Source organism: Jiangella sp. DSM 45060, assembly GCF_900105175.1.
GTDB lineage: Bacteria > Actinomycetota > Actinomycetes > Jiangellales > Jiangellaceae > Jiangella.
In genome coordinates this window covers 685,419-709,941 of record NZ_LT629771.1, presented here as the reverse complement: position 1 = coordinate 709,941, position 24,523 = coordinate 685,419, and the positions used below count along the sequence as shown (strand labels likewise).

23 protein-coding genes are annotated in these 24,523 nt (G+C 74.1%); 9 read left to right on the top strand and 14 right to left on the bottom strand.

The features are described from left to right. Nucleotides 1-24: 24 nt before the first annotated feature. The 5 genes from BLU82_RS03155 to BLU82_RS03135 form a co-directional block, all read right to left on the bottom strand. The gene (locus BLU82_RS03155) at nucleotides 25-546 is read right to left on the bottom strand and encodes an AAA family ATPase (RefSeq protein WP_092615502.1); all 522 of its coding nucleotides are present in this window, start codon (nucleotides 544-546) and stop codon (nucleotides 25-27) included. Nucleotides 547-1,107: 561 nt separating this feature from the next. After that, entirely contained in the window at nucleotides 1,108-2,040 is a 933-nt protein-coding gene (locus BLU82_RS03150) for a carbohydrate ABC transporter permease (protein ID WP_197682708.1), read from the bottom strand. Continuing rightward, nucleotides 2,037-3,113 carry a carbohydrate ABC transporter permease gene (locus tag BLU82_RS03145; RefSeq protein ID WP_197682707.1) on the bottom strand — a complete coding sequence of 359 codons (1,077 nt, stop codon included), beginning with the start codon at nucleotides 3,111-3,113 and terminating at the stop codon, nucleotides 2,037-2,039. The genes BLU82_RS03150 and BLU82_RS03145 overlap by 4 nt, the downstream gene beginning before the upstream one ends. A 1-nt stretch (nucleotide 3,114) precedes the next feature. Next, the gene (locus BLU82_RS03140; RefSeq protein WP_092615499.1) at nucleotides 3,115-4,383 is read right to left on the bottom strand and encodes an extracellular solute-binding protein; all 1,269 of its coding nucleotides are present in this window, start codon (nucleotides 4,381-4,383) and stop codon (nucleotides 3,115-3,117) included. Between the two features lies 1 nt (nucleotide 4,384). Beyond that, nucleotides 4,385-5,443 carry a LacI family DNA-binding transcriptional regulator gene (locus tag BLU82_RS03135; protein ID WP_092615496.1) on the bottom strand — a complete coding sequence of 353 codons (1,059 nt, stop codon included), beginning with the start codon at nucleotides 5,441-5,443 and terminating at the stop codon, nucleotides 4,385-4,387. 132 nt (nucleotides 5,444-5,575) lie between these two features. On the opposite strand from BLU82_RS03135, the gene BLU82_RS03130 reads away from it, so the two are divergent. From BLU82_RS03130 to BLU82_RS03115, 4 genes are all read left to right on the top strand, one after another. Further along, the gene (locus BLU82_RS03130) at nucleotides 5,576-7,636 is read left to right on the top strand and encodes a glycogen debranching N-terminal domain-containing protein (RefSeq protein WP_092625357.1); all 2,061 of its coding nucleotides are present in this window, start codon (nucleotides 5,576-5,578) and stop codon (nucleotides 7,634-7,636) included. Continuing rightward, the gene (locus BLU82_RS03125) at nucleotides 7,633-9,045 is read left to right on the top strand and encodes a sulfatase (protein WP_197682706.1); all 1,413 of its coding nucleotides are present in this window, start codon (nucleotides 7,633-7,635) and stop codon (nucleotides 9,043-9,045) included. Before BLU82_RS03130 ends, BLU82_RS03125 begins: the two co-directional genes overlap by 4 nt. Nucleotides 9,046-9,067: 22 nt before the next feature. Next, on the top strand, nucleotides 9,068-9,520 hold the full coding sequence (locus tag BLU82_RS03120; RefSeq protein ID WP_157740521.1) for an SRPBCC domain-containing protein: 453 nt from the start codon (nucleotides 9,068-9,070) through the stop codon (nucleotides 9,518-9,520). A gap of 150 nt (nucleotides 9,521-9,670) precedes the next feature. Beyond that, nucleotides 9,671-10,810: a hypothetical protein gene (locus tag BLU82_RS03115; RefSeq protein ID WP_197682705.1), complete on the top strand. Its 1,140-nt coding sequence runs from the start codon at nucleotides 9,671-9,673 to the stop codon at nucleotides 10,808-10,810. Here BLU82_RS03115 and BLU82_RS03110 read toward each other — a convergent pair. Together BLU82_RS03110 and BLU82_RS03105 are read right to left on the bottom strand one after the other, a co-directional pair. Continuing rightward, entirely contained in the window at nucleotides 10,783-12,963 is a 2,181-nt protein-coding gene (locus tag BLU82_RS03110) for an MMPL family transporter (RefSeq protein ID WP_092615487.1), read from the bottom strand. The two genes, BLU82_RS03115 and BLU82_RS03110, sit on opposite strands and share 28 nt — an antisense overlap. Before the next feature lie 91 nt (nucleotides 12,964-13,054). Beyond that, nucleotides 13,055-13,627: a TetR/AcrR family transcriptional regulator gene (locus BLU82_RS03105; RefSeq protein WP_092615484.1), complete on the bottom strand. Its 573-nt coding sequence runs from the start codon at nucleotides 13,625-13,627 to the stop codon at nucleotides 13,055-13,057. 90 nt (nucleotides 13,628-13,717) lie between these two features. Here BLU82_RS03105 and BLU82_RS03100 point away from each other — a divergent pair, with 90 nt between their 5' ends. Next, the gene (locus tag BLU82_RS03100; RefSeq protein ID WP_092615481.1) at nucleotides 13,718-14,695 is read left to right on the top strand and encodes a hypothetical protein; all 978 of its coding nucleotides are present in this window, start codon (nucleotides 13,718-13,720) and stop codon (nucleotides 14,693-14,695) included. Further along, complete coding sequence (locus BLU82_RS03095) at nucleotides 14,692-15,639, top strand: NAD(P)-dependent alcohol dehydrogenase (RefSeq protein ID WP_197682704.1); 948 nt, start codon at nucleotides 14,692-14,694, stop codon at nucleotides 15,637-15,639. Before BLU82_RS03100 ends, BLU82_RS03095 begins: the two co-directional genes overlap by 4 nt. Before the next feature lie 2 nt (nucleotides 15,640-15,641). On the opposite strand, the gene BLU82_RS03090 is transcribed toward BLU82_RS03095, so the two are convergent. After that, a complete protein-coding gene (locus BLU82_RS03090) occupies nucleotides 15,642-15,962 on the bottom strand; it encodes a YciI family protein (protein ID WP_092615478.1) in 321 nt (106 codons plus the stop codon). 116 nt (nucleotides 15,963-16,078) lie between these two features. On the opposite strand from BLU82_RS03090, the gene BLU82_RS03085 reads away from it, so the two are divergent. Together BLU82_RS03085 and BLU82_RS03080 are read left to right on the top strand one after the other, a co-directional pair. Further along, nucleotides 16,079-16,657 carry a TetR/AcrR family transcriptional regulator gene (locus tag BLU82_RS03085; RefSeq protein ID WP_092615475.1) on the top strand — a complete coding sequence of 193 codons (579 nt, stop codon included), beginning with the start codon at nucleotides 16,079-16,081 and terminating at the stop codon, nucleotides 16,655-16,657. Continuing rightward, nucleotides 16,654-16,968, top strand: coding sequence for a hypothetical protein (locus tag BLU82_RS03080; RefSeq protein ID WP_092615472.1), 315 nt, complete (start codon nucleotides 16,654-16,656; stop codon nucleotides 16,966-16,968). The genes BLU82_RS03085 and BLU82_RS03080 overlap by 4 nt, the downstream gene beginning before the upstream one ends. On the opposite strand, the gene BLU82_RS03075 is transcribed toward BLU82_RS03080, so the two are convergent. The 3 genes from BLU82_RS03075 to BLU82_RS03065 are packed head-to-tail and all read right to left on the bottom strand — an operon-like array spanning nucleotide 16,958 to nucleotide 20,108. Then, the gene (locus BLU82_RS03075; RefSeq protein ID WP_092615469.1) at nucleotides 16,958-17,752 is read right to left on the bottom strand and encodes an S-adenosyl-l-methionine hydroxide adenosyltransferase family protein; all 795 of its coding nucleotides are present in this window, start codon (nucleotides 17,750-17,752) and stop codon (nucleotides 16,958-16,960) included. The genes BLU82_RS03080 and BLU82_RS03075 overlap by 11 nt on opposite strands. Then, nucleotides 17,749-18,765 carry a CNNM domain-containing protein gene (locus tag BLU82_RS03070; protein ID WP_092615466.1) on the bottom strand — a complete coding sequence of 339 codons (1,017 nt, stop codon included), beginning with the start codon at nucleotides 18,763-18,765 and terminating at the stop codon, nucleotides 17,749-17,751. Before BLU82_RS03070 ends, BLU82_RS03075 begins: the two co-directional genes overlap by 4 nt. Further along, nucleotides 18,762-20,108 carry a hemolysin family protein gene (locus tag BLU82_RS03065; protein WP_092615463.1) on the bottom strand — a complete coding sequence of 449 codons (1,347 nt, stop codon included), beginning with the start codon at nucleotides 20,106-20,108 and terminating at the stop codon, nucleotides 18,762-18,764. The genes BLU82_RS03070 and BLU82_RS03065 overlap by 4 nt, the downstream gene beginning before the upstream one ends. A gap of 243 nt (nucleotides 20,109-20,351) precedes the next feature. On the opposite strand from BLU82_RS03065, the gene BLU82_RS03060 reads away from it, so the two are divergent. Further along, nucleotides 20,352-21,590 (top strand): phosphotransferase, encoded by a 1,239-nt coding sequence (locus BLU82_RS03060; RefSeq protein ID WP_197682703.1) that lies wholly within the window; start codon nucleotides 20,352-20,354, stop codon nucleotides 21,588-21,590. Nucleotides 21,591-21,623: 33 nt separating this feature from the next. Here the strand turns inward: BLU82_RS03060 and BLU82_RS03055 are convergent, their stop codons facing one another. The 3 genes from BLU82_RS03055 to BLU82_RS03045 all read right to left on the bottom strand — a co-directional run bounded on the left by BLU82_RS03055 (nucleotide 21,624) and on the right by BLU82_RS03045 (nucleotide 24,496). Beyond that, nucleotides 21,624-22,106 carry a hypothetical protein gene (locus BLU82_RS03055; RefSeq protein ID WP_157740519.1) on the bottom strand — a complete coding sequence of 161 codons (483 nt, stop codon included), beginning with the start codon at nucleotides 22,104-22,106 and terminating at the stop codon, nucleotides 21,624-21,626. Between the two features lie 275 nt (nucleotides 22,107-22,381). Beyond that, nucleotides 22,382-23,080 carry a response regulator transcription factor gene (locus tag BLU82_RS03050; RefSeq protein WP_092615454.1) on the bottom strand — a complete coding sequence of 233 codons (699 nt, stop codon included), beginning with the start codon at nucleotides 23,078-23,080 and terminating at the stop codon, nucleotides 22,382-22,384. Then, a complete protein-coding gene (locus tag BLU82_RS03045; RefSeq protein ID WP_197682702.1) occupies nucleotides 23,081-24,496 on the bottom strand; it encodes a cell wall metabolism sensor histidine kinase WalK in 1,416 nt (471 codons plus the stop codon). It lies immediately after the preceding gene. Nucleotides 24,497-24,523 lie beyond the last annotated feature (27 nt).

The following is a 24,523-nucleotide window of genomic DNA, read 5'->3' as shown; positions in this document are numbered from 1 at the left end:
GCCGCTGCGGCCGCGCCCCGCTGGTCAGACGCTGGCCTCGTCACGCCGGGCGAGGATCGCGTCGACCGTCTGCTCCGGCGTCAGCTCGGAGGTGTCCAGCCACAGCCCGAGCCGCGGCGTCTCGGTGCGCAACGACGTGTCGAGGTCGTCGACGGTCCAGGCGCCGTAGCCGGTCTTGCCGCGACCCGCTTCCCGCTCGGCGACGGTGTCCGGCGCCGGTGCCAGCACGACGACGTGCAGCGGGCGGGTGCGGATCAGCTCGACGTACTCCGCCAGCACCGGCCCGATCACCACGTCCTGCACCACCGCGGTGAACCCGGCGGCCGCGTACTCGTCGGCGGCCCCGGCGGCGATGCGGTACCGCAACCTCAGCTGCCCCATCCCCTCGGCATCGCCCGGCACCGGGTCGGCGCGGCCGGACACGATGGCCTTGCGGAACGTGTCGCCGCGCACGTGCGCCGCCTTCGGCAGCCGCTCGGCCAGCGCCTGCGCGACGGTGGACTTGCCGGCCGCCATGATGCCGGTGATCAGGTAGACGCTGGACACGAGCGGCCACTCTGCCAGGGCGAGCGCCCGCCCGTCACCAGGATTTCCGCGATCCCCCACCCGAGTCGCCGCCGACGACGCCCATCTGCGAGCGACCTATCCACGAGACGAGTGAAGCCAACGCCACCGCCCCGCACCCGACTTCGATAGCCAGAACCCACGCGATCGGCCCGCAACAGCGCCCAAAACGCAACGCCCGCTATCGAAGACGGGCAACCCGCCGCCGGCACGACCCGGCGACGGCGCTCCGAGCACTAGACAGTCAGGGGCTGGCGGCTGGCGGCTGGCGGCTGGCGGCTGGCGGCTGGCGGCTGGCGGCTGGCGGCGAACGGTGCACCAGGCGGGCTGTGCCCGGTTCTTCCCCGTCCCCCTGATAGGTGCCCGTTCTTAGGCCGCGGTGCCGCGGGTCAAGCGGTGCCACGCCCGCGCGAAGCGCTGTTGGCTCCGCTTGAGGCGCGGTGCCGCGGCCAAGAGAATGGGCATCAGGGGGACGGCCAACTGCCGCAAAGCGGCGACCTGGCGGACAGCCGCGAACTGGCGCCCAACGGCGAACGGCCGACTTCACTTGAGGCCCGTCGCGTTGCCGGACCGCATGAAGTAGCGCGAGAAGAACACGTAGACGATGGCGATGGGGATCGTCGACAAGGTGGCCAGCGCCAGCTTCAGCGGAAACTGCTGCGACCCCTGTAGATCGCCGGCGGTCAGCCGGGCGATGCCGAGGTTCATCGTGGCGAGGTCGGGGTCCGACGTCGCGACGAGGAAGTGGGTGAACTCGTTCCACGAGCCCTGGAAGGACAGGATCGTCACGGTCACCAGCGCCGGGCGCACCAGCGGCAGGATCACGCTCCAGAACGTCCGGAACACGCCGGCGCCGTCGATGCGCGCCGCCTCGTCCAGCTCGGTCGGCACCGCCTCGAACGCCGTCTTCATCAGCAGGATCCCGACGGCGTCGCAGAACAGCGGGAGGATCATCCCCGCGTAACTGTTGAACATGCCGAGTTCGTTGAGCACCAGGAACTTCGGGATCAGCAGCACGACGCCGGGAACGGCGAGCACGGCGACGACGCCGGCGAAGACGACCGTGCGGCCGCGGAACCGCAGCCGCGCCAGCGCGTAGCCGGCCAGGCTGTCGATGATCAGCCGGCCCAGCGTCACGGAGATGGTGACGGCGAAGGAGTTGCCCAGCCAGCGGAACACCGGCACCGAGTACGCCGGGTTCGACCCGGCCACCACCTCCCAGGCGGCCATCGTCACCGGCGACGGGATCAGCGACACCGGGTTGCCGACGGCGTCGGCGTCGGTCTTGAACGACGTCGCCACCTGGACGAGGAACGGCCCGAGATAGAGCAGCGTCCCGAGCGCCAGCAGCCCGTACCCGATCACCCGCACCGCCACCTTGCGCGGCAACGGCGAGTACCGGTCGGTCAGCACGACGGGGACCGCGTCCCGCCGGGCGGGCCGGGACGCACGGCGTCGTACCAGCAGCCCGCTCACGTCCGCCGCTCCCTTCCCACCCACCGCTGCACCAGCGTGAGCACGATGATGATCGCGAACAGCACGAACGCCACCGCCGCGCCGACGCCGAACTGGCCGTCGCCGAAGCTGCGCACGTAGGAGATGTAGGCCGGCGTCAGCGTCGTCTTGGCCGGCGCGCCCTGCGACAGGATGAACACCTGGTCGAACACCTGCCAGCTGCTGATCAGCGCCAGCGTGACGACGAGCACGATGCTGCGGCGCATCAACGGCAGCGTCAGGTGCCGGAACCGCTGCCACCCGCCGGCGCCGTCGATCGCCGTCGCCTCCTCCAGCTCGACCGGGATGTCCTGCAGCCCGACCAGGAAGAACAGCATGAACGTGCCCGACGACGCCCAGATGGTGAGCGTGATCAGCGCGCACATCGCCACCGACGGGCCGGACAGCCAGTTCCACAGGCTCAGCCCGCCCAGCGTGGTGTCGGCCAGCCCAGACGGCGCCTCCGACACACCGAACCACCCCAGCACGATGTGCAGCACGCCGCGTGGGTCGGTGAACCACGACGGCCCGTCGACGCCCACCCACGACAGCACGACGTTGACGACGCCGGAGCCCTGGAACAGGAAGAGGAACAGGACGCTGATCGCCACCGACGACGTGATGGCCGGGAAGTAGAAGATGGTGCGGAAGAACGAGCGGCCGCGCAGCACGTACGAGTTCACGGCCATCGCCAGTGCGAACGACACCACCACGACGCCCGTCACGTTGAACAGCACGTAGTAGATCGTGTTGCGCACGCTCAGCATGAAGTCGTTGCGCAGCAGCCCGGCGTCGGCCAGCAGGCTCTGGTAGTTGGCCAGCCCGACGAACTCGGCGTCGCCGGAGAACGGGCTGGACTGCCCGTTCCAGTCCAGCAGGCTGACCCACGCCGCCATGAGGATCGGCGCGAACAGGAACACCACCAGCACGATCACGGCCGGCGCGACGAACAGCCAGCCGGCCCGGCGTTCCTGACGCAGGTGCCCGGAGGTGACGCGCCGTTGGACCGGCCGGGTCCGGCCCGCCGACGTCTCCCGGGTGACCGTCGCGGTCACGTCACTCCTGCGAGAGGAGGGCTTCGCCGTTGGTCTGCAGCGCCTGCAGCGCCTGCTCCGGGGTGACGGTGCCGGCCGCCATGCCCTCGAGCTGGGTGTTGAAGTCGGCGAGGACGGACTCGAAGCCCGGCACCGCGACCTGGCTGCGGGCGGTCTCCATGCCCTCCGCGAACGCGGCCTTCTCCGGGAAGGTCTCGGCGTTCCAGCCGGCGAGACTGGCGCGCGACGGGATCGGGCCAAACGTCTCGGCGAACGTCTGCTGCTGCTCGGGGCTCACGAGCGAGTTGACGAGGTCGACGGCGGCGGCCTGGTTCTCGCTGTCGGCGGCGATGCCCCAGCAGTTGGTGAACGCCGTCGCCGCGGGCCCGCCGGGGCCGGCCGGCATCGGGACGGCGGTCCACTGGCGCTCCGGGAAGTCGTTCTGCAGCGCGCCGACGATCCAGGCACCCTCGATCGTCATCGCGGACTTGCCGCTGCCGAGCGCCTCGCCGCCCCACGCCGCGTCGATGGTGGGCGCGAACGCGAACGAACCCGCGTCCATGTTGTCCTTGAGGTACTGCAGCGTCGCGAGGTTCTCCGGGGTGTCGGCGGTGACCTCGGTCTGGTCGTCGTTCACGAAGAACCCGCCGCCGGCCAACATGAACGTCCCGACGGGGTTGTAGTCGCCGGTGAACGCGAGGCCGACCCTGCCGTCGGCGGTGAGCGCCTGCGCGGCGGTGGCGAGACCGTCCCAGTCCTGCGGGTAGTCGCCCTCGGCCAGCCCGGCCGCGGCCCACGCCTCGGTGTCGATGACCAGTGCGTGCACGCCGCCGTCCTTGGGCGCGCAGTACAGCTCGTCCTCGTAGGTGAACGCGTCGCGCAGCGACTGGTAGATGTCGTCGGCGTCGTCGATCTGGTCGCCGTACGGGTACAGCGAGCCGCCCTCGGCGAGCATGCGGAAGCGGTCCGGGCTGACGTAGAAGACGTCCGGCGGGTTGCCGCCGGCGAGGCCCTGCTGCAACTGCTGCACGAGGTCCTGGGCCGGGATCACCTCGACCTCGTTGCCGGTCTCCTCGGCCCACCGCGCCGTCGCGTCCTGCACGGCGACCGTCTCGGCCTCGCCGGACGAGCCGATCATGACGGTGAGCGAGGCGCCGCCCTCTGTGCCGCCGGTGGCCGCGTCGTCGCCGGCGGCGTCGTCATCGTCGTCGAAGCCGCTGCCGCAGGCGGCCAGCACGGTCGCGGCGGCCACGGCTGTGGCCACCGCCCATGGGGTTCGGGGGAACTGCATGTCAAGCCTCCGTGGGGGCGGCCGGACCGGGTCCGGCGGGGCGAGAGCTGGCCCGGACGACCAGCGACGGGCGCAGCAGGCGGTGCTCGGGGCCGGGCGGGGTGACCACGACACCGAGCAGGCCGAGCAACATCTGGACGACTTCGCGGCCGATCTGCTCGATCGGCTGGGACAGGCTGGTGAGGTCGACGCCGGGCAGCCGGGCGGCGGGGGTGTCGTCGAACCCGACGACGGCGACGTCCTCGCCCGGACGCAGGCCGCGGTCGGCGAGCGCCCGCAGCGCGCCGTACGCGGAGTCGTCGCTGACGCAGACCAGCGCGGTGGGCGCGTCGTCGCCGTCGAGCAGGGTGGTGGCGAGGGCCCGGCCGGTGCCGGCGCCGCCCTCGGCGCGGACGACCCGCGGGTCCAGGCCGAGGCGCAGGCAGGCCGCGGTGTAGCCGGCGACGCGGTCGTCGCCGACGCCGGAGCCCTCCGGCCAGCCGATGAACGCGATGCGGCGGTGGCCGAGCGCGTGCAGGTGCTCGACCGCCTCCGTCATGCCGGCCGCGCCGTCGACATCGACCCAGCGGCCGATGTCGGGGCCGGACCAGCTGCGGCCGAACGCCGCGAACGGGACGCCCTGCTCGGTGAGCCAGCCCGGCCGCGGGTCGGCGACCACGGTGTCGGCCAGCACGAACCCGTCGACCGCGCGCTGGGCGAGCAGTTCCGCGTACCGGTCCAGCCCGGCGTCGCCCGCGGGCGCGGTGAACAGCAGGACGTGGAAGCCGTGGCCGGCCGCGGACTCGGTGACGGCGTGCACGAACCGGTCGAGGACGGGGTTGAGGTTGCCGGCCGCGGCGGGCTGGACGCAGTAGCCGATGAGGTTGCTCATGCGGGTGCGCAGCGACCGGGCGGACCGGTTGGGACGGTAGCGCAGCGTCTGGATGGCCTCTTCGACCCGCTGCCGGGTCTCCGGCGCCACCCGCTCGGGCGCGTTCAGGACGTTGGAGACCGTCTGCCGCGACACCCCGGCCGCCGACGCGACGCTCTCGAGCGTGGCACCACTCTCCGGTGTCGCCATCGGACGTCCTCCTTGACGTGTTGAACGATCAAAACCGGGTTGATACCGTGCGTTTGATCGTTCAAAGATGGGATCTGGTTCAGAGTTAAGAACGCGTCAACCGTTCTGTCAAGTCACGGAAGGATCACCGTGGTGACCGCTCCACCCGTCTCCGGCCCGGTGCCGCAGCCGTTCCTGCACGACCTCGTCAGCTGCGTCAAGGCACCGACGGTGGCGCTGTCCGGCGCCGACGGGCAGCTGCGGGCGGCCGGCGCCCAGGGTGTGCTCAGCCACGACCGGCGGGTCCTCTCCGAGCTCCGCGTCGACGTCGACGGGCACGAGCCCGAGCCGGCCGGACACGGCCTGCGCGGCGCCGGGCACGCCCGCTTCACCGGCATCGTCCGCCACCTCGGCGACGCGGGCGCCGACCCGACCGTGCGGCTCGAGCGGCAGCGCTTCGCGCGGGCCGACGGCGTCACCGAGCGGCTGGAGCTGGTCAACAACGCCCGCGTCTCCCTGGCGGCGACCGTGCATCTGCACGCCGCCGCCGACTTCGCCCCCGCCGACGCCATCAAACGCGACGGCGCCCAGGGCGGCGGGCTGGCGCCGACGGTCCCGGCGCCGGGCCGGGTCGAGTGGGACGGCGGCGAGCTGCGCACCACGCTCACCGCTGCCGGCGCCACCGTCGAGACGCACGCGACCGGCGCCGTCCTCTCCTGGGCGGTCGAGCTCGCGCCGCGCTCGTCCTGGACCGCCGACGTCACCGTCACCGCCGCGTTCGCCGACGGCCCGCCGCCCAACGCCTTCGCGCCCGCCGACGCTGCCGGCTGGGACGCCGTCACCGTGACCGGCCGGGCCGACCTCGCCCGCCTCGCCGCACGCAGCGTCGACGACCTCGAGGCACTCGCACTGGCCGACCCCCTGGCGCCGGGCGACGCGTTCCTGGCCGCCGGCAGCCCGTGGTTCTTCACCCTGTTCGGCCGCGACTCGCTCTGGGCCGCCCGCTTCACCCTGCCGCTGGGCACCGGCCTCGCCCGCGGGACGCTGCGCACGCTGGCCCGCCGCCAGGGGACGACGCACGACCCGGACACCGCGGAGGCGCCGGGCAAGATCCTGCACGAGGTCCGCATCCCCACCGCCGGGAGCCGGCTGCCGCCGGTCTACTTCGGCACCGTCGACGCCACCGCGCTGTGGGTCTGCCTCCTGCACGACGCGTGGCGGTGGGGGCTCGACGCCGGCGACCTGCTCGATCCGCTCGAGGCCGCGCTGCGCTGGCTGACCGAGGAGGCCGACCCCGATGGCGACGGCTTCCTGGAGTACGTCGACAGCAGCGGCCGCGGCCTGGCGAACCAGGGCTGGAAGGACTCCGGCGACTCCATCCAGTACCCCGACGGCGCCATCGCCGAGCCGCCGATCGCGCTCAGCGAGGCCCAGGCGTACGCCCACGAGGCGGCCCTCGCCGGGGCGAGCCTGCTCGACGCGCACCGGCGCGAGGGCGGCGACCGGTTCCGCGACTGGGCGGCGGCGCTGCGCGAACGCTTCGCCGCCGCGTTCTGGGTGTCCGACGAGAAGGGCCGGTTCCCCGCCATCGCGCTCGACGGCGCCAAGCGGCCGGTCGGCACCGTCACGTCGAACCTCGGCCACCTGCTCGGCACCGGCCTGCTCGGCCCGGACGAGGCCGCCGTCGTCGCGGACCGGCTGGGCCGGCCGGACCTCGACACCGGGTACGGGCTGCGGACGATGAGCGCCGACGCGACCGGGTTCAACCCGCTCGGCTACCACGCGGGCAGCATCTGGCCGCATGACACCGCCATCGCGGTGCGCGGGCTGGCCGCCGACGGCTTCCCCGGCGTCGCGGCGTCGCTGGCCGACGGGCTGCTGCGGGTCGCGCCCGACTTCGCCTACCGGCTGCCGGAGCTGTTCGCCGGCACCGATGCCCGGGCCGGCGAGCCGGTGCTGGCCTACCCGGCGGCGTGCCGGCCACAGGCGTGGTCGGCGGCGACGGTCCTCGCGCTGCTGCAGGCGGCGCTCGGGCTGACGGCGGACGTGCCGGGCGGCCGGCTGCGGGTGGCGCCGGACCCGGCGTTCGCCGGCTGGTTCCCGCTGAGGGTCGAGGGCCTGCGGGTCGCCGGCCACCCGCTCACCGTCGCCGTCGACGCCGAGGGACGGGCCGACGTGAGCACGTCCGCGCCGCTGACGGTGGAGACCGCGTGAAGCGGCCCAACCTCGTCCTCGTCCTGACCGACGACCACGCGGCGCACGCGATCTCGGCGTACGGCGGCGAGCTGATGCCGACGCCGCAGCTGGACCGCATCGCCGCCGAGGGCATGCGGTTCGACGCGACGTTCTGCACGAACGCCCTCTGCGCGCCGAGCCGGGCGTCGATCCTCACCGGCACCTACAGCCACGTCAACGGCGTCCGCACCCTCAGCACGCCCATCGACGCGCGGCAGCCGGCGTTCCCCGCGCTGCTGCGCGCGGCCGGCTACCAGACCTGGCTGGTCGGCAAGTGGCACCTCGGGCACGGCGGCGAGCACGACCCGCACGGCTTCGACAGCTGGGAGGTCCTGGAGGACCAGGGCGAGTACTGGAACCCCGAACTGCTCGGCCCCGGTGGACGCCGGACGGTCAACGGCTACACGACGACCGTTCTCACCGACCTCGCGCTCGAGCGCATCGCCGAGCGCGACCCGGACCGCCCGTTCTGCCTGTTGCTCTGGCACAAGGCGCCGCACCGCAGCTGGGACCCCGACGTCGCACACCGAGGCCTGTTCGACGGCGTCGACCTGCCGGAGCCGCCGACGCTGTTCGACGACCACGCCGGCCACGGCCGCGGCGCGCGCGAGGCCCGCATGCGCGTCGGCCGCGACCTGAACGAGCGCGACCTCAAGTCGCCGTGGCCGCGCGGCCTGCCCGGCGACGAGCGCACCCGCTGGGCGTACCAGAGCTACCTCAAGGACTACCTGCGCTGCGTCGCGTCGATCGACGACAACACCGGCCGGCTGCTCGACGCGCTGGACGAGCACGGGCTGGCCGCCGACACCGTCGTCGCCTACTCGTCGGACCAGGGGTTCTTCCTCGGCGACCACGGCTGGTACGACAAGCGGTTCATGTACGAGGAGTCGCTGCGGATGCCGCTCCTGGTGCGTTACCCGCGCGAGGTCGCGCCCGGCACGTCCACCACCGCGATGGCGCTGAACGTCGACTTCGCGCCCACCTTCCTCGACCTCGCCGGGGTACCAGCCCACCCGCGCATGCAGGGCCGCAGCCTGCGCCCGCTGCTGCGCGGCGAGCGGCCGGACGACTGGCGCACGTCGATGTACTACCGCTACTGGGAGCACCTGGACGGCAGCCACCACGTGCCCGCGCACGTCGGGGTACGGACGGCGACGCACAAGCTGATCCACTACCCGGGCGACGGGCTCGGCGTGCCCGGCGCGTCGCCGGTGCGGACCGCGCCCGAGTGGGAGCTGTTCGACCTCGTCCGCGACCCCGCCGAGCTGACCAGCCGGTACGACGATCCGGGCTATGCCGGGGTGCGGCGCGACCTCACGGCCGAGCTGGAGCGGCTGCGCCGGGAAGTCGGCGACGAGCCGTGGTCCCCCTCTCGTCAGGATGTATGAAAATGCCCTAAAGTGCGCAACCATGGTCGAGTCATCCACCCCCGATGCCACCACCGCCGTCGTCTCCGTGGTGGTCGACGCCGACCCCGACGACGTCTTCCCGATGTTCACCGAGCCACGACGGCTGGCCGGCTGGTACTGGCCACCGGCGTTCGCCGCGATCTACGAGACCGACCCCAGGGCCGGCGGCCGGTTCAGCTTCCGTACCACCGGGCTGTCCAAGGGACACAACGTCGCGGTCCGCGGCATCTTCGGCGAGATCCGGCGGCCCCGCCTGGTGACGTTCATCTGGTCGTGGGACGGCGACAACGCGCCCGCCAGCCGGGTCGCCGTCCGCCTGGCTCCGTCGGAGCAGGGCGGCACCGAGGTCGTCGTGACGCACAGCCACAACCCCACCGAGGAGCAGCGCGACGACCACCTCAAGGGCTGGCACGACAGCCTCTCGCGCCTGGCCGATCAGCTCGCGATCGGTTAACCTCGTTCACATGCCAGGTCAGCGCTGGTTTAGCGGCCCCCGGTCGGCGAACGTCCGCCGCCCGGAGGGTGCGCACGCCTGACCCTCCGCGGACGACCGGCCGGGGGAGCCTCCACCGCTTCCCACGCACTTACCGCGAAAGGCCTGGTCATGACCGCATCCATGCTCGTCTCCGGCAGCCGGCCGCAGCCGCTGTCGTTGCCCGCTCTGGTCGACGCGCTCTCACTGCGCGACCTCACCGACCCCGCTGACGGGCCGCACGCCCTGCAGCAGCTCGTCTCGTCCGCCGCCGGCGCCCTCGGGGAGCAGTGGGACGCCGACGTCCGGCTGCTGCGCTCGCGCCCCGTCGTCGCCGTCGAGGACAACTACGACCGCCTCGGCTACCAGCGCGACGCCGTCTCGCGCGACGTCCGGTACACCCGCTACGTCAGCGACACCACCATGCTGCGCAGCCACACGTCGGCCGGGGTGCCGCCGGCGCTGCGCGCACTGGCGTCGTCACCCCTCCCGCCGGACGACGACGTGCTGCTGGTGCTGCCCGGCATCTGCCACCGCCGCGACTCCATCGACCGCCTGCACACCGGCACGCCGCACCAGCTGGACCTCTGGCTGCTGCGCCGCGGCGGCCGCCGGCTCGACCACGACGACCTGCACGCGCTGGTCACCACCCTCGTCGACTCCCTGCTGCCGGGCGCGCACTGGCGCTGGACGGCGACGTCGCACCCGTACACGTCCGGCGGCCGCGAGGTCGAGGCCATCCACGACGGCCACCCGGTCGAGATCGCCGAGTGCGGGCTGGCCGCGCCGGAGGTGCTGAGCGCCGCCGGCCTGTCGCCGTCGCAGTGGAGCGGACTGGCCCTCGGCATGGGGCTGGACCGCGTGCTCATGCTGCGCAAGGGCATCCCGGACATCCGGCTGCTGCGCTCCGCCGACCCGCGGGTGGCCGGGCAGCTGCTGGACCTCACGCCGTACCAGCCGGTGTCCGACCTCCCGCCGGCCCGCCGCGACCTCTCCGTCGCCGTCGCCGCCGGCTCGGACGCCGAGCTGCTCGGCGACCACGTCCGCGAGGCCCTCGGCCCCGACGCCGACCTCGTCGAGGAGGTCGCCGTTCTCTCGACGACGCCGTACGCGGACCTGCCGGCGGCGGCGCGGGAGCGGCTGGGCATCCGGCCCGGGCAGGAGAACGTGCTGCTCCGGCTCGTTCTCCGCCCGGTCGACCGGACCCTCACCAGCGAGGAGGTCAACGTCCTGCGCGACCGCGTCTACACCGCACTCCACTCCGGCACCTGATCGTCGGCCGACTCGCGCAGGCCGACGCGGGCGTGCAGGCGCCGGGCCCAGGCCGGCGCCCACCAGGTGGCGCCGCCGAGCAGCCGCATGGTGGCCGGCAGCAGGGCGCCGCGGATCAGGGTGGCGTCGATCAGCACGGCCAGCGGCAGCCCCACCCCGAACGCCTTCATCAGCGTGATGTCGGAGACGAGGAAGGCGAGGAAGACGATGGAGATGAGGACGGCCGCGGCGGTGACGATGCGGCCGACCTTCTCCAGGCCGAGCGCGACGGCCGCCGTCGGGGAGGCGCCGCGGTCGTACTCCTCCCTGATCCGCGACAGCATGAACACCTGGTAGTCCATCGCGAGGCCGAACGCCAGCGCGAACAGCATCACCGGCACCGTCGAGATGGTCGTGCCGGTGACGGTGAAGTCGAACAGGCCGGACAGGTGCCCGTCCTGGAAGATCCACACCATCGCGCCGAACGTGGCCGACAGACTCAGGGTGCTCAGCACCAGCGCGAGGAACGGCAGCAGCACGCTGCCGGTGAGCAGGAACAGCAGCACGACCATCGCCAGCCCGACCGCGCCGAGCGCCCACGGCAGCATGTCCAGCAGCGACCGGTCGGCGTCCTCGGCCACCGCGGCGACGCCGCCGACGAGGGTCTCGGCCGGGGCGTCGACGGCGCGGACGGCGCCGACCAGCTCGCGGGTCTGCTCGACGGTGCCGGGCTCGGGCACGACGGACAGGTAGACGGCGTCGCCGGCGGCGAACCGGGCGTGCGCCGGGCCGGGCGGCGCCACCGAGGCGCCGTCGGCGTAGCTGCCGGTGACGGTGTCGACGCGGGCGACGTGGCCGAGCAGCGAGATCCGCTCGGCGTACTCGCCCGGCTCCGCCATCCCTGACGGCGCCACCACCTGCAGCGCGTCCTGCTCCCCCGTCGCGAAGTCCGAGCGGATCACCGTCGCGACGTGCCGCGCCTCGGACGACTCCGGCATGACCCGCTCGTCCAGGTAGCCGAGCTTCATGCCGAGGAACGGCGCGCCGAGCAGCAGGAGGGCGGCCGTCACGACGGTCGCGATCGGCAGCGGCCGGCGCATCACGACCATCGCCAGCCGGTGCCAGAACCCGTCACCGGCGGACGTTCGACGACGCCGCAGCCGTGGCGTCCCGACCCGCCTCCCGAGCACCGCGAACAGCGCCGGCAGCACGACCAGCGACGACGCGGCCGCGAGCAGGGCGGTCAGCACCCCCGCGTACCCGATGGACCGGATCGCCGGCAACGGCACCAGGATCAGCGTCGCCAGCGCGATGCACACCGTCAGCGACGCGAACACGATGGTCCGCCCGGCCGAGCCCAGCGTCGCCCGGATCGCCTCCGGCACCGTCCGCTCGCCGGCCAGCTCCTCGCGGTACCGGTTCACCATCAGCAGGCTGTAGTCGATCGCCAGCCCCAGCCCGGCCAGCGTCACCACGTTCGCCGCGAACACCGACAGCGACGTGACCTCGGCCAGCGCCCACAACAGCCCCATGCCGAGCAGCGACGTCGCGGCGGCGACGGCCAGCGGCAGCAGCGCCGCGACGATGCCGCCGAACACCAGGACCAGCGCGATCAGCGTCACCGGGAACACGATCATCTCCCCGGTCACGACGTCGCTCTCGCTCTGCTCGGACAGCTCGTGCGAGAACGCGGCGTACCCGCCGACCTCGACGGTCAGGCCGTCGGCGTCCCCGCCGTAGGCGTCGGCGAGCGAGCCGACCCGGTCGTTCACCTCGGTGTCGTCGCCGACGATGGTCGCGAGGACGAGCGCGCGGTCGCCGTCAGCGCTGCGCAGCTGCGGCTGCCCGGACGACCAGTACGACACGACGTCGCGCACGCCGTCCTCGGCGGCGAGCGACTCCGTCAGCCGGGTCCCCGCCTCGGCCGCGGCGGCGCCGTCGACGCCGTCGGCGGCCGTCACCAGCAGCGCCAGGTTCGGGGGCGACTGCCCGAAGGTGTCCTCGAGCAGGTCGGCCGCCTGCCCGGACTCCGCACCCGGGTCGTCGAAGCCGCCGGCCGACAGCTTGCCGAACAGCGACGTGCTGGTCGCCCCGCCGAGCAGGGCGAGCAGCACCGCCACGATCAGCACCGCCCGCCGCCGGCGCGTCACGAACTCCGCCAGTCTCCTCGCCATCGTGTCTCCGTCTCACGTGCGTCTGGATGTCCGCACACGAGACCCGCGCCGCCCGCCGGGTGTGACAACGTCCGGCGGAACGCGACGCGGCTCACACTCCGGCGAGCGGCAGGACGACGTCGTCGACGATCTCGACGATGGCGGCGTCGGTGACCTCGCCGTAGAGCAACAACTCGCTGCGCAGGAGGTCGGGCGCCAGCCGCAGCAGCCGGGGCGTGACGCGGGCGGCGTCGACCTCGCCACGGCGCACGGCCCGCTCGATGACGGCGGCGGCCGGGCCGGCGCGCTGCAGCTCGTCCAGTTTCGCGCGGACCAGCGCGGCCAGCTCGGGGTCGCGGGCGGTCTCGGCGAGCAGCCCCCAGAGCGCGTCGATGCTGCGGGCGGAGACCCCGGCGACGACGGTGCGCAGCAGCGCGAGCAGGTCGTCGCGGAGGTTGCCGGTGTCGGGCACGTCGTCGACCGACGGCGCGTGCTGCGCCAGCGCGGCGATCACCAGCGCCGCCCGGCCCGGCCAGCGCCGATAGAGGACGGCCTTGCTGGTGCGGGCGCGTTCGGCGACGGCGCCCACGGTCAGCCCGGCGTACCCGGACTCGGCCAGCTCGGCCCAGACGGCCTCGACGATGGCCGCCTCGAGCGCCTCGCCGCGCCGGCGGGTCTCCGCCATCGATCCTCCAGGGAACGTTGCGTTTCTTATCGCGGGTAGCCTACAGTCCCGTCTCATAAGATACGAAGCGTTTCTTATTTGGAGGACGAGATGTCTGAGCCGACCCCGAGCCCGCCACCGGCCTGGCGGCAGCTCGCCGTGGTGGTCGCGGCGCTGACGGCGCTGCTGATCGCGCTGCTGTCGGCGTTCGCGCTGCCGCCGCTGCACTCCGGCCAGCACGACGTGCCGATCGCGGTCGCCGGCGGCGACCTCACCGCGGAGCTGGACGCCGGCGCACCCGGCGCGTTCGCCGTCACGCCCGTCGACGACGCCGACGCGGCCCGCACACTGATCCTCGACCGCGAGGTCTACGGCGCGTTCGTGCTCGGCCCGACCGGCCGCCCGGACGAGCTGCTGGTCGCGTCCGCGGCGAGCAACGCCGTCGCGACCCAGCTGCGGGCGCTCGGCGCGGAGCTGGGCGTGCCGGCCGTCACCGACGTCCGCCCGTTCCCGGCCGACGACCCCACCGGCGCCGGACTGTCCGCCGGCGCGCTGCCGCTGGCGCTGGGCGGCTGGATCGCGGCGGTCGTGCTGCTCATGACGGTGCGCGGCCCGGCCCGGCAGGCCGCCGGGGCCGCCGCCTTCGCCGTCGTCGCCGGGCTGGCGCTGACCGCGCTGCTGCGGTTCGGGTTCGGCACGTTCGACGGTGCGTACTGGGCGACGGCGGCCGCGGCGGCGCTGGGCATCTCGGCGACGGCGTGGGCGATCCTCGGGCTGCGGACGGCGCTCGGGAACGCCGGGCTGGCGGTGGGCGCGGTCGCGCTGATCCTGCTCGGCAACCCGCTGTCCGGGCTGACCAGCGCGCCCGAGCTGCTGCCCGCCGGGTGGGGCACGCTCGGCCAGCTGCTGCCGCCGGGCGCGGCGGGGAGCCTGCTGCGCTCGGTCGCCTACTTCGACGGCGCCGGCGCGGCCGGGCCGCTGCTGGTGCTGGCCTGCTGGCTGGCCGGCGGCGTCGCGCTGTTCACCCTGGGCGTCCGGCGGGCGGCACGGCGGGCCGCGGCCGCACCGGCGGCCGAGGTGGCGTCGTGATCCCGGCGACGATGCTGGCCGCCCGCCACCACCGCTATGGCGACCCGGACGTGCTCCAGGTCGACACCGTCGACGTGCCGCGGCCGGGCCCGCGGGAGGTGCTGGTCCGGGTGCACGGCGCCAGCGTGAACCCCAGCGACGCGCTGTTCCGGTCCGGCCGGCTGCGGTTCGGCGCCCGGCTCCCGCGTGGCACCGGCCTCGACCTCGCCGGCGAGGTGGCGGCGGTGGGCGAGGGCGTCGACGACCTCACCGTCGGCGATCGGGTCTGGGGCTACCGCGGCGGACTGCCGAAGCGGCTGGGCACCATGGCGGAGTACGCGGTCATGACGGCCGGCCGCTGCGCCCCGGCGCCGGCCGCGGTGGATCTGGTGGCCGCCGCCGCGCTGCCCACCGTCGGCCTGACGGCGCTGCAGGTGCTGCGCGACGCGCTGCGGGTGCGCCCGGGCGACCGGGTGCTGATCGTGGGCGCGTCCGGCGGAGTCGGGTCGGCCGCGGTGCAGCTGGCCGCGGCGATGGGCGCGACCGTGGTGGCTGTGGCCGGGCCGGGCAATGCCGATCTCTGCCGCGACCTCGGCGCGGCGGACGTCTGGGACCACACGGCGCTGCCCGAGCCCGCCGGCTGCGGCTTCGACGCCGTCGCGGACCTGCACGGCGCGCGCGTGCGCGACTACCGCCGCCTGCTGCGCCGCGACGGCCGGATGGCGACGACCGCGACCCGGGGCGTCCCGTTCGCCCTGGCCAGCACGGTGCTGCGAGGCCCGCGCGTCCGCGTCGTCCAGGTGAAGGCCCGGCGCGACGACCTCGCCACCCTCGCCCGCCACGTCGACGACGGCACGCTGCGCCCCGTCGTCGAGCGGCGGTACCCGCTGGAGCGCATCGCCGCCGCTCACCACGCCGCCGAGACCGGGCACGCCCGCGGCAAGCGGGTGATCGAGCTGGCCTGACGTCACATCTCCAGGCCGCCGCGGCAGAGCACCGGGCGGACCTCGACCCGGCCGGCCGCGGCCTCCGGCGCCCGGGCCGCGTGCTCGAGCGCACACTCCACGGTCTCGCATTCGACCAGGTAGAACGCGGTCAGCTGCGGCTCGCCGGCCAATGGGCCGGCCGCGCCGGCGTGCGGCCGCCGGGTCTGCGACGGGTCGGCCAGCGCCTCGGCGGCGATCAGCTCGCCGCCGCCGGCGAGCTCACGGACCAGCGCCGCGTGAGCGGCGTCCGTGCTCCGCCCGGCGGTGGGTGGGTCGCGGTAAATGAGGATGAGGTACTTCATCGGCGTCGCCTCCTGGGTGTGCTCTCGAAGGGACGTCGGAGCCGCCGCCCCGGATTCGACATCGGACCGGCGTCGATCTAAAGTGTACGGAACCGTTTCGTTCACTAGGAGCCTGAATGAACCCGCCCCGAGGCGAACAGCGCGAGGACGCCGTCCTGCGGGCGACGCTGGAGCTGCTGGCCGAGATCGGCTACGGCTCGCTGACGATGGACGCCGTCGCCGCGCGGGCCAAGGCGTCGAAGGCGACCATCTACCGGCGCTGGTCCGGCAAGGCGCAGCTGGTCACCGCCGCGATCGAGCGGCACACCGCGGCCGCCGACCACCCGGCGCCCGACACCGGCACGCTGCGCGGCGACCTGCTCGGGCTGCTGCGGCCGATGCGCGACCGCCTCACCGACGAGAGCGCCGCGCTCGTCCTGGGCCTGCTGACGGCGATGCGCGACGACGCCACGCTCGCGGCGGCGGTACGGGCCCGGCTGATCGGAGTGAAGCGCGACGCGTTCGCCCCGGCGCTGCGCCGCGCGGCCGGCCGCGGCGAGATCGCGGGCGAGCCCGAACACGGGCTGATCGCCGAGGTGGCCTCGGCGCTGCTGTTCTCCCGGCTGTTCGTCACCGGCGAGCCGCTCGACGACGCGTTCCTCGACCGGCTGGCCGACGCCGTCATCCTCCCCCTCCTCCACGGAGCGACGCCATGACCCTCACCGTCCTGCTCGCGTTCGTCGCGGGCTTCTTCATCGGCAACGGCCTGCCCTACTTCGTCGAGGGCAGCACGGGCCGCACCGTCAACCCCGGCCCGTTCGGCGACGGTGCCGTCGTCAACGTCGTCAGCGGCTGGGTGCTGCTCGTCATCGGGGCGCTGGCCTGGCACTTCGCCGACGTGCCGGCGCATCCGTGGCCGGGCTGGACGGCGGCCGCGCTCGGACTGCTCGCGGTCGGGCTGGTGCACGCGCGCACCTGGCGGGCCGACGTGTGGGGCCGGCGGCGGCCGTGGAACGCTACGAGCTGATCGTCACGCGATCGCCCGGACGCAGCCCCAGCGACGCCGCCGCGCTGCCGCGGTTCACCGCCAGCGCGAGCCGTCCGGCGGAGTCGACCAGCAGCACCGGCTCGCCCTCGGGCGCGGCCGCGAACGACGGGGCCAGCGGGAGGTCCGCCGACCACTCGCCGGCGCTCGCCCGCAGCCGGGCGCGTCCGGCCAGCCCCGCCGCCGCCAGGTCCGCGGCGCCGGCGGCCAGCGAGACGTTGCCGAACCGGTCGACGACGTGCACCTCGGCCTCGACGACGCCCGGGCCGACCCGCAGCCACGGGTCAGGCAGCCGGACCAGCGTCGCGACGTCGAGCTCCGGGCCCAGCGCCGGCAGAGCGGCGCCCGCGGCCAGCCGCGCGGCGGCGGGCGCGAACACGTCCCGCCCGTCGAACGTCGTCGCGCCGGTGTCGAGGCGGTGCTCCAGCTCCACCGCGCGGACGGCGCCGCCCGCGGCGTCGGCGGCCCACGCCAGCAGCCCGTTGTCGGGCCCGACCAGCACGTGCTCACCGGCGGCGACGGCGACCGCGCGGCGCCGGGTGCCCACCCCGGGGTCGACGACGGCCAGCACGACCGACGGCGGCAGGTACGGCAGGGTGTCGGCCAGGACGACGGCGCCGTGCCGCACGTCCTGCGCCGGCACCTCGTGGGTCACGTCGATGACCCGGGCCGACGGCGCGATGCGGGCGATCACGCCGTGGCAGGCGGCGACGTAGCCGTCGGCCAGCCCGTAGTCGGTCAGGAACGCGACCCATGTCGCCGTCATGTGTTCACCAGCACCGCCGTCACGACGTCGTCCATGGCCACCAGTCCGACCTCGGCGCCGGTGCCGTCGACGACGATGCCCAACTGCGACCGCGCGTCGCGGAGCACGTCGGCGGCCTGGGCGAGGTCGGCGCCGTCGGCGATGAGCGGGACGGGCAGCGCCGACGCGCCCGCCGTCCACGCGGCCCCGGCCGCCCGGGCGCTCAGTGCGCCGCGCACGTGCACCGCGCCCACCAGGGCGCCGTCGTCGTCGCGGACCACCAGCCGGGTGCGCTCGCTGCTGCGCCCGACGTCGATGACGTCCTGCGGGCCGGCCCCGGCCGGGACCGACACGATGCGCTCGGCCGGCACCATGACCGTCCGCACCTGCTGCTCCGGCGCGATCAGCGCGCGGGTCAGCAGGCCGTAGTCGTCGGCGCCGATCAGGCCGAGCCGGTTGGACTCGCGGACCAGCTGGTGCAGCTGCTCGCGGTTGCGGATGGTCACGATCTCGTCCCGCGGCGTGACCCGGACCAGCCGCAGCAGCACGTTGGTGACGCCGTTGAGCAGCACCAGCAGCCAGCGGACTCCGAATGCGTACGCGCGGAAGGCCGGCGCGAGGATCATCGCCGATCGCTCCGGATGCGCGATGGCCCACGACTTCGGCGCCATCTCGCCGACCACGACGTGCAGGAACGTGATGCCGGTCAGCGCGATGACCAGCGCGAGGATGTCGGCGGTGCCGTCGGGCAGGCCGACGGCGTGCAGCGGCCGCTCCAGGATGTGGTGGAACGCGGGCTCGGCCACCATGCCCAGCCCGACCACGACCATGGTGATGCCGAGCTGGGCGCCGGCCAGCATCAGCGACAGCTCGCGGATGCCCGACAGCGCCGCCTTGGCGCCGCGTTTTCCGGCCGCGACGGCCCGCTCGATGCGGTGCCGCCGGGCGCCGACCAGGGCGAACTCGGCGGCGACGAAGAACGCGCTGGCGATCAGCAGCGCGACGGTGACGAGGACCGCACTGACCGGGCTCACTGGGCCGCCTCCGCGTTGCCGTCGGTGTGCACGAGGCCGAGGCGCCGCAGCCGCACCAGCTCGGGCACGTGCCGCGCGACCGTCACGACCTCGATCTCGACGCGGTCGCGGCCGTCGTCCTCGCCCACGGTGAGGCGGTCGCCGGGCTCGGCGAACCGGCCCAGCTCGGCGACGATGAGGCCGGCGACGGTGTCGTAGTCGTCGGACTCGTGCAGCGGCAGGCCGGTCCGCGCGGCGGCTTCGTCGACCCGCAGGCCGGCGTCGAGCTGCCACCAGTCGCCGTCCTGCGTCACCGGGACGGCCTGCTGGTCGGTCTCGTCGGTGATGTCGCCGAACAGCTCCTCGGAGACGTCCTCGAGCGTGACGATGCCGGCCAGGCCGCCGTACTCGTCGACGACGCAGGCGAACTCGTCGCCGGCGTCCTGCATGCGCTCGACCAGCGCCGGCAGCGGCAGGCTGTCGGGCACCAGCAGCGGCGGCCGGGCGATGTCGCGGACCAGCGTGGTGGCGACGTCGCCGGGCGCGACGTACATCAGCTCGCGCACGCCGATGACGCCGACCACCTCGTCGGTCTCCTCGCCCCGGACCGGGTAGTTGGAGTGGCCGTGGGTGGAGACCAGCTCGACGACGGCGGCCGCCGTGGCGTCGGAGCGGACGGCGCGCACGTCGGGCCGCGGCACCATGGCCTCACCGGCGGTGTGCTCGGAGAAGTACAGCGCCCGGCCGAGGATGCCCGACAGCTGCGACGACAGCGAGCCGCCCGCCTCGGACTCGCCGATGACGTGGCCCAGCTCCTCCAGCGTGGCGCCGTGGTGCAGCTCCTCGACCGGCTCGATGCCGGCCTTGCGCAGCAGCCACGCGGCGGAGTTGTCGAACAGCCGCACCACCGGGCCGCTGACGGCCAGGTAGACGTGCGTCGACGACGCCAGCACCTTGGCCAGGCGTTCCGGCGTGGCCAGTGCGAGGTTCTTCGGGAACAGCTCACCGAGCACCATCTGGATGATGGTCGCGACGGCGAACCCGACCGCGACCGAGACGCCCGGCACGGCGCTGTCCGGCAGCCCGAGGGACTCCAGTAGCGGCCGGACGACCTGCGCGAACGCCGGTTCGGCGATGAGACCGACGATGAGGCCGGTGACGGTGATGCCGACCTGGGCGGCCGACAGCATGAAGGACAGGCGCTCCATGACGCGGATCGCCGAGGCGGCCCGCTTGTCGCCGGCGTCGGCCTGGCGGGCGAGCTCGACCCGGTCGGCCGAGACGTAGGCGAACTCCTGCGCCACGAAGTAGGCGGTCCCGAATGTGAGGACGAAGACCGCGAGAATCGCTACCGCGGCGGTCATCGGGCACCCGGCCCGGTATCACGGTGGCGTGATGAACGTATGCGACTTGACGCGTCCGTCGGCACGGCGGACACAGCTCCCTTCGAGAGGGGGCGCGCCGAACGCGCGAACCCCCGATGTGATGTGACCGCAACAGCTTAGCGGCGGGTTCGGGCCGATGCGCGACAGCGGCGCCGCGGCGGATGAGAACCGTCTCATCTCCGGCTCATGTCCGGCTCATCGGCGGCCGTCAGGCTGGCGGTCGTGCCCGGACCGTCCACCGACCCCGGCCTCGCGCTGCTGACCGGCCCGTCCGTCCCCGACATCCTCGACGCGGCCCTCACGCCGGCCGGGGCGTCGCTGCTCGACTGGACCCTGCGCGACGTCGACCACCGGCCCGGCGACCGCACGACCGCCTCGTACGTCGTCCGCGCGTCGTGGGCGGACGGCGAACGGGACGAGACGTTCGCCGCCTCGGTGTCGGGCGTGCGGCCGCCGGGCGGACTCGTCGTCACCGACGGCGACCGGTACGTCCAGGTGTGGCGGTTCCCGTACGACCCGGAGCTGCCGGGGCTCGCGGCCGCCTGCTTCCCGTCGTCCGTCGGTGAGTTGCTGAGGGGCCTCGGGCTGGCGCCGGACGGCGTCCAGCTGCGGGTGGTCGCCTACCGGCCGCGCAAGCGCGCCGTCATCGAGGTCGTGACCGAGCGGCACCGGCTGTTCGTCAAGGTGCTGCGCCCGGCCCAGGTACGCGACGTCGACAGCCGGCACCGGGTGCTGACGGAGGCCGGCGTGCCGGTGCCGCGCAGCCTCGGCTGGAGCGACGACGGCATCATCGTGCTGGCGCCGCTGCGCGGGACACCGCTGCGCACCGCCCTGGAGTCCGGCGCGACGACGCTGCGCGACCCCGCCGAGCTGGTCGCGCTGCTGGACCGGCTGCCGGCCGAGGTCACGAGCCTGCCGCGGCGGGCGCCGTGGTCGGCGCACGCTTCGCACTACGCCGGGGTCGTCGCGGCCGCGGCGCCGTCGCTGGGGGCGCGGGCGCGCTCGCTGGCCGCCGCGGTGACGGACGGCCTGGCCGCGTTCCCGGACGGCGACGAGCCGACGCACGGCGACTTCTACGACGCCCAGCTCTTCGTCGAGCACGGCGGGGTCAGCGGGCTGCTCGACATCGACACCATCGGCCCGGGCCGCCGCGCCGACGACCTCGGCTGCCTGCTCGCGCACCTCGCCGTCCTCGCTTCCGGCCCGTTCGACGCCGCGGCGGGCGCGCGGGCGGCGTTGACCGAGTGGCTGCCCGTGCTGTCGCGCCAGGTCGACCCGGCCGAGCTCCGGCTGCGTGCCGCCGGGGTGACGTTGTCGCTGGCCACCGGACCGTACCGGGCCCAGGACCCGGACTGGGAGCGCGCCACCGCCGACCGGCTGGACCTCGCCGCGCGCTGGCTCGACGCGGCGTCGGCGGAGGGACCGGGCGCGGCTGAGAACGCTCTCATGCGGCTCTCCTGAAGCCTTCATGCAGGGCGACGATGCTCGTAGATGTCAGAACAAGACGCTCCGGCGTCCCAGCACAGGAGGACACACGATGAAGCTCCAGAAGAAGACGTGGCTCGCGGTCGGCACGATGGCGGCGCTCGGTCTCGGCGCCGGCAGCGCGGTCGCCGCACCCATCCTCAACGGGGCGCAGACGCCGGCCGCCGACGTGGCCGACGTGTCGTCGGGTTCCTCGGCGCCGTCGTCGGCGAACTCGGCGGTCTCGGCGAACTCCCCGGCCGACCCCGCGTCCGCCACCTCGGCGAACTCCCCGGCCGACCCCGCGTCGGCGAACAGCCCCGCCGACCCCGCGTCGGCAAGCACGGCGGACTCGGCGAACTCCCCGGCCGACCCGGCCAGCGCGAACACCGCCGCCTCGGCGAACTCCGCGAACTCCCCCGCCGACCCCGCCTCCGCCGCGACGGCCGCCAGCCCGTCCACGCCGGACAGCGCCTCGTCCGCAGGCTGAACCGCCCCATCCCCCGCGAGCATGCCCCTTGGCACGTCGGCGCGCACCCTTGGCACGCCGACGATGACCTCGCGCACCCGATTCGCCCTCTTTTGTGGAGCGCACCAGCGTGCCAAGGCCATCCAGAGGCCGGTGGCAGGCATCGGGCAGCCCGCCCTGCCGCCCCGCCGCTCATCGCATGCCCCTTGGCACGTCGGCGCGCACCCTTGGCACGCCGACGATGACCTCGCGCACCCGATTCGCCCTCTTTTGTGGAGCGCACCAGCGTGCCAAGGCCCCGGATGGGCAGAGACGGACGTCAGGGGGCGGGCGGCGGCGCGGCGGATTCCTCGTCGTCGGGGCTGACAAGGCGGTAGCCGATGCCCCGCACCGTGACGAACCGCTCGCTGCCGAGCTTGCGCCGCAGGTACCGGACGTACACGTCGACGACGTTGGAGCCGGGGTCGAAGTCGTAGCCCCAGACCCGGCTGAGCAGCTGCTCGCGGCTGAGCACCTGGCCCGGGTGCCGCAGGAACGTCTCGGCCAGCGCGAACTCGCGCGCCGACAGCTCCACCGTCCGCCCGTCCACCGTCGCCCGCCGGGTGCGCAGATCCAGCGACAGCCCGCCGTGGTGCAGGACCATCGCCTCGGGGGCGCGGTCCTCGCGCAGCCGCAGCCGGATGCGGGCCAGCAGCTCCTCGAACCGGAACGGCTTGGCCATGTAGTCGTCGGCGCCGCCCTCGAGGCCGGCGACGGTGTCGGTGATGGAGTCGCGGGCGGTCAGGATGATGACGGGCAGCTCGTTGCGGGCCTCGCGCAGCTGCCGCAGCACCGCGAACCCGTCGATGACGGGCAGCCCGATGTCGAGGATGACGAGGTCGAAGCCGCCGGTCATGGCGTAGTCGTAGGCGCCGCGGCCGTCGCCGACGACGGTGGGGGTCATGCCGGCGGCACGCAACCCCTTCTCGATGAACGCCGCGATGCGCGGTTCGTCCTCGGCGATCAGGATCCTGCTCATCTACGCTTCCTCCTCCACGAGGTCGTCGGCCGCCGCGGCGCCGAAGAGCGGCAGCGCGATGGTGAAGATCGCGCCGTCGCCGGGCCGGCTGTCGACGGTGACGGTGCCGCGATGCGCCTCGGCGATCGCGCGGACGATGGCCAGTCCGAGGCCGGAGCCCTCGACGCCGCGGCCGACGTCGGCACGGGCGAACCGGTCGAAGATGCGGTCGAGGTCGGCGGCGGCGATGCCGGCGCCGGTGTCGCGCACCCACAGCCGCACCTCGGCGCCGGTGAGCGCGCTGCCGACGGCGATGACGTCGCCGGGTGCGGTGTACTTCACGGCGTTCGAGATCAGCTGCAGCAGCGCCTGGGTGATGCGCTGCGGGTCCAGCGTCGCCGTCGCCGTGACCCGGGCGTCGACCCGCCACTGCCGGTCGGCGAGGGCGCGGGCCTTGTCGAGGACCTCGTCGACCAGCCGGTCCAGCTCGACGGGGCGCGGGTGGACGAAGTCGGGCCGCGTCGACTTCGCCAGCATGACGAGGTCGTCGACCATGCGGCGCATGCGGTCCAACTCGTCCAGGACGAGGATGCGGACCTCCTCGACGTCGGCGGCGTCGGCGGAGTCCATCAGCTCGAGGTGGCCGCGGATGATCGTGATGGGCGTGCGCAGCTCGTGCCCGGCGTCGTCGAGGGCGTCCCGCTGGCCGGCGAAGGCCAGTTCCAGCCGGTCCAGCATGTCGTTGAACGTGCGGGCCAACGCGGAGATGTCGTCGGTCCCGGTGACGGGGATGCGCCTGGACAGGTCGGTGTCGCTGATCTGCTGGGCGGTGTCGCGCAGCAGCCGGATCGGCCGCAGCAGCCGGCCCGCCACCAGCCAGCCGACGGCGCCGACCATGGCCAGCGACGCCAGGGCGACGATCGCGAACGTCTGGTACGCGTCGACGACCTCGGCCTGCTCCATCTCGCGGGCGTAGGCGATGACATAGAGGCCCTGCGCGGGGTCGCCGCGCACGGTGACCGGCACCGTCACGTACCGCAGCTGCCCGAGCGTCTCGGTCTCGACGGAGTGCGGCCGCACCCGCGGAGTGCCGCCCTGGCCGGCGACCAGCCGGACGAACCCGGGGTCGTCCTCCAGCCGGACGCTGACGCCGCTGGCTGGTTCCCAGGCGACCTCGCCGTCGACGAGCGCGAGCAGGCCCTCGTCGCGGTCGGGGACGTTGCGCTGCAGGACGACCTCGAGGAAGCGGTCGACGGTGGTGAACGCGGTTCCGGTGACCGGGTCGATGCCGTCGACGGCGAACTCGCGGAACTCCTCGACCTCCTGGGCGATGTTCTCGTCGATGCGCGCGTCGACCCGTTCGCGCTGGACGAGGAAGGACGTCACGCCGGCCACCAGCATGCCGATGGCCGCCACCCCCAGGACGGCGGCCAGCACCCGTGTTCGTACGGCGACCCGGACCCG

What these genes read in the sequence shown, in the direction of transcription:
- BLU82_RS03100 (WP_092615481.1), top strand. Translation starts at nt 13,718, where the DNA reads ATGTCTGAGCCGACCCCGAGCCCGCCACCGGCCTGGCGGCAGCTCGCC.
- BLU82_RS03115 (WP_197682705.1), top strand. Translation starts at nt 9,671, where the DNA reads ATGACCGCATCCATGCTCGTCTCCGGCAGCCGGCCGCAGCCGCTGTCG.
- BLU82_RS03080 (WP_092615472.1), top strand. Translation starts at nt 16,654, where the DNA reads ATGACCCTCACCGTCCTGCTCGCGTTCGTCGCGGGCTTCTTCATCGGC.
- BLU82_RS03090 (WP_092615478.1), bottom strand. Translation starts at nt 15,962, where the DNA reads ATGAAGTACCTCATCCTCATTTACCGCGACCCACCCACCGCCGGGCGG.
- BLU82_RS03135 (WP_092615496.1), bottom strand. Translation starts at nt 5,443, where the DNA reads ATGGCGACACCGGAGAGTGGTGCCACGCTCGAGAGCGTCGCGTCGGCG.
- BLU82_RS03075 (WP_092615469.1), bottom strand. Translation starts at nt 17,752, where the DNA reads ATGACGGCGACATGGGTCGCGTTCCTGACCGACTACGGGCTGGCCGAC.
- BLU82_RS03105 (WP_092615484.1), bottom strand. Translation starts at nt 13,627, where the DNA reads ATGGCGGAGACCCGCCGGCGCGGCGAGGCGCTCGAGGCGGCCATCGTC.
- BLU82_RS03050 (WP_092615454.1), bottom strand. Translation starts at nt 23,080, where the DNA reads ATGAGCAGGATCCTGATCGCCGAGGACGAACCGCGCATCGCGGCGTTC.
- BLU82_RS03055 (WP_157740519.1), bottom strand. Translation starts at nt 22,106, where the DNA reads ATGCTCGCGGGGGATGGGGCGGTTCAGCCTGCGGACGAGGCGCTGTCC.
- BLU82_RS03120 (WP_157740521.1), top strand. Translation starts at nt 9,068, where the DNA reads ATGGTCGAGTCATCCACCCCCGATGCCACCACCGCCGTCGTCTCCGTG.
- BLU82_RS03085 (WP_092615475.1), top strand. Translation starts at nt 16,079, where the DNA reads ATGAACCCGCCCCGAGGCGAACAGCGCGAGGACGCCGTCCTGCGGGCG.
- BLU82_RS03065 (WP_092615463.1), bottom strand. Translation starts at nt 20,108, where the DNA reads ATGACCGCCGCGGTAGCGATTCTCGCGGTCTTCGTCCTCACATTCGGG.
- BLU82_RS03110 (WP_092615487.1), bottom strand. Translation starts at nt 12,963, where the DNA reads ATGGCGAGGAGACTGGCGGAGTTCGTGACGCGCCGGCGGCGGGCGGTG.
- BLU82_RS03140 (WP_092615499.1), bottom strand. Translation starts at nt 4,383, where the DNA reads ATGCAGTTCCCCCGAACCCCATGGGCGGTGGCCACAGCCGTGGCCGCC.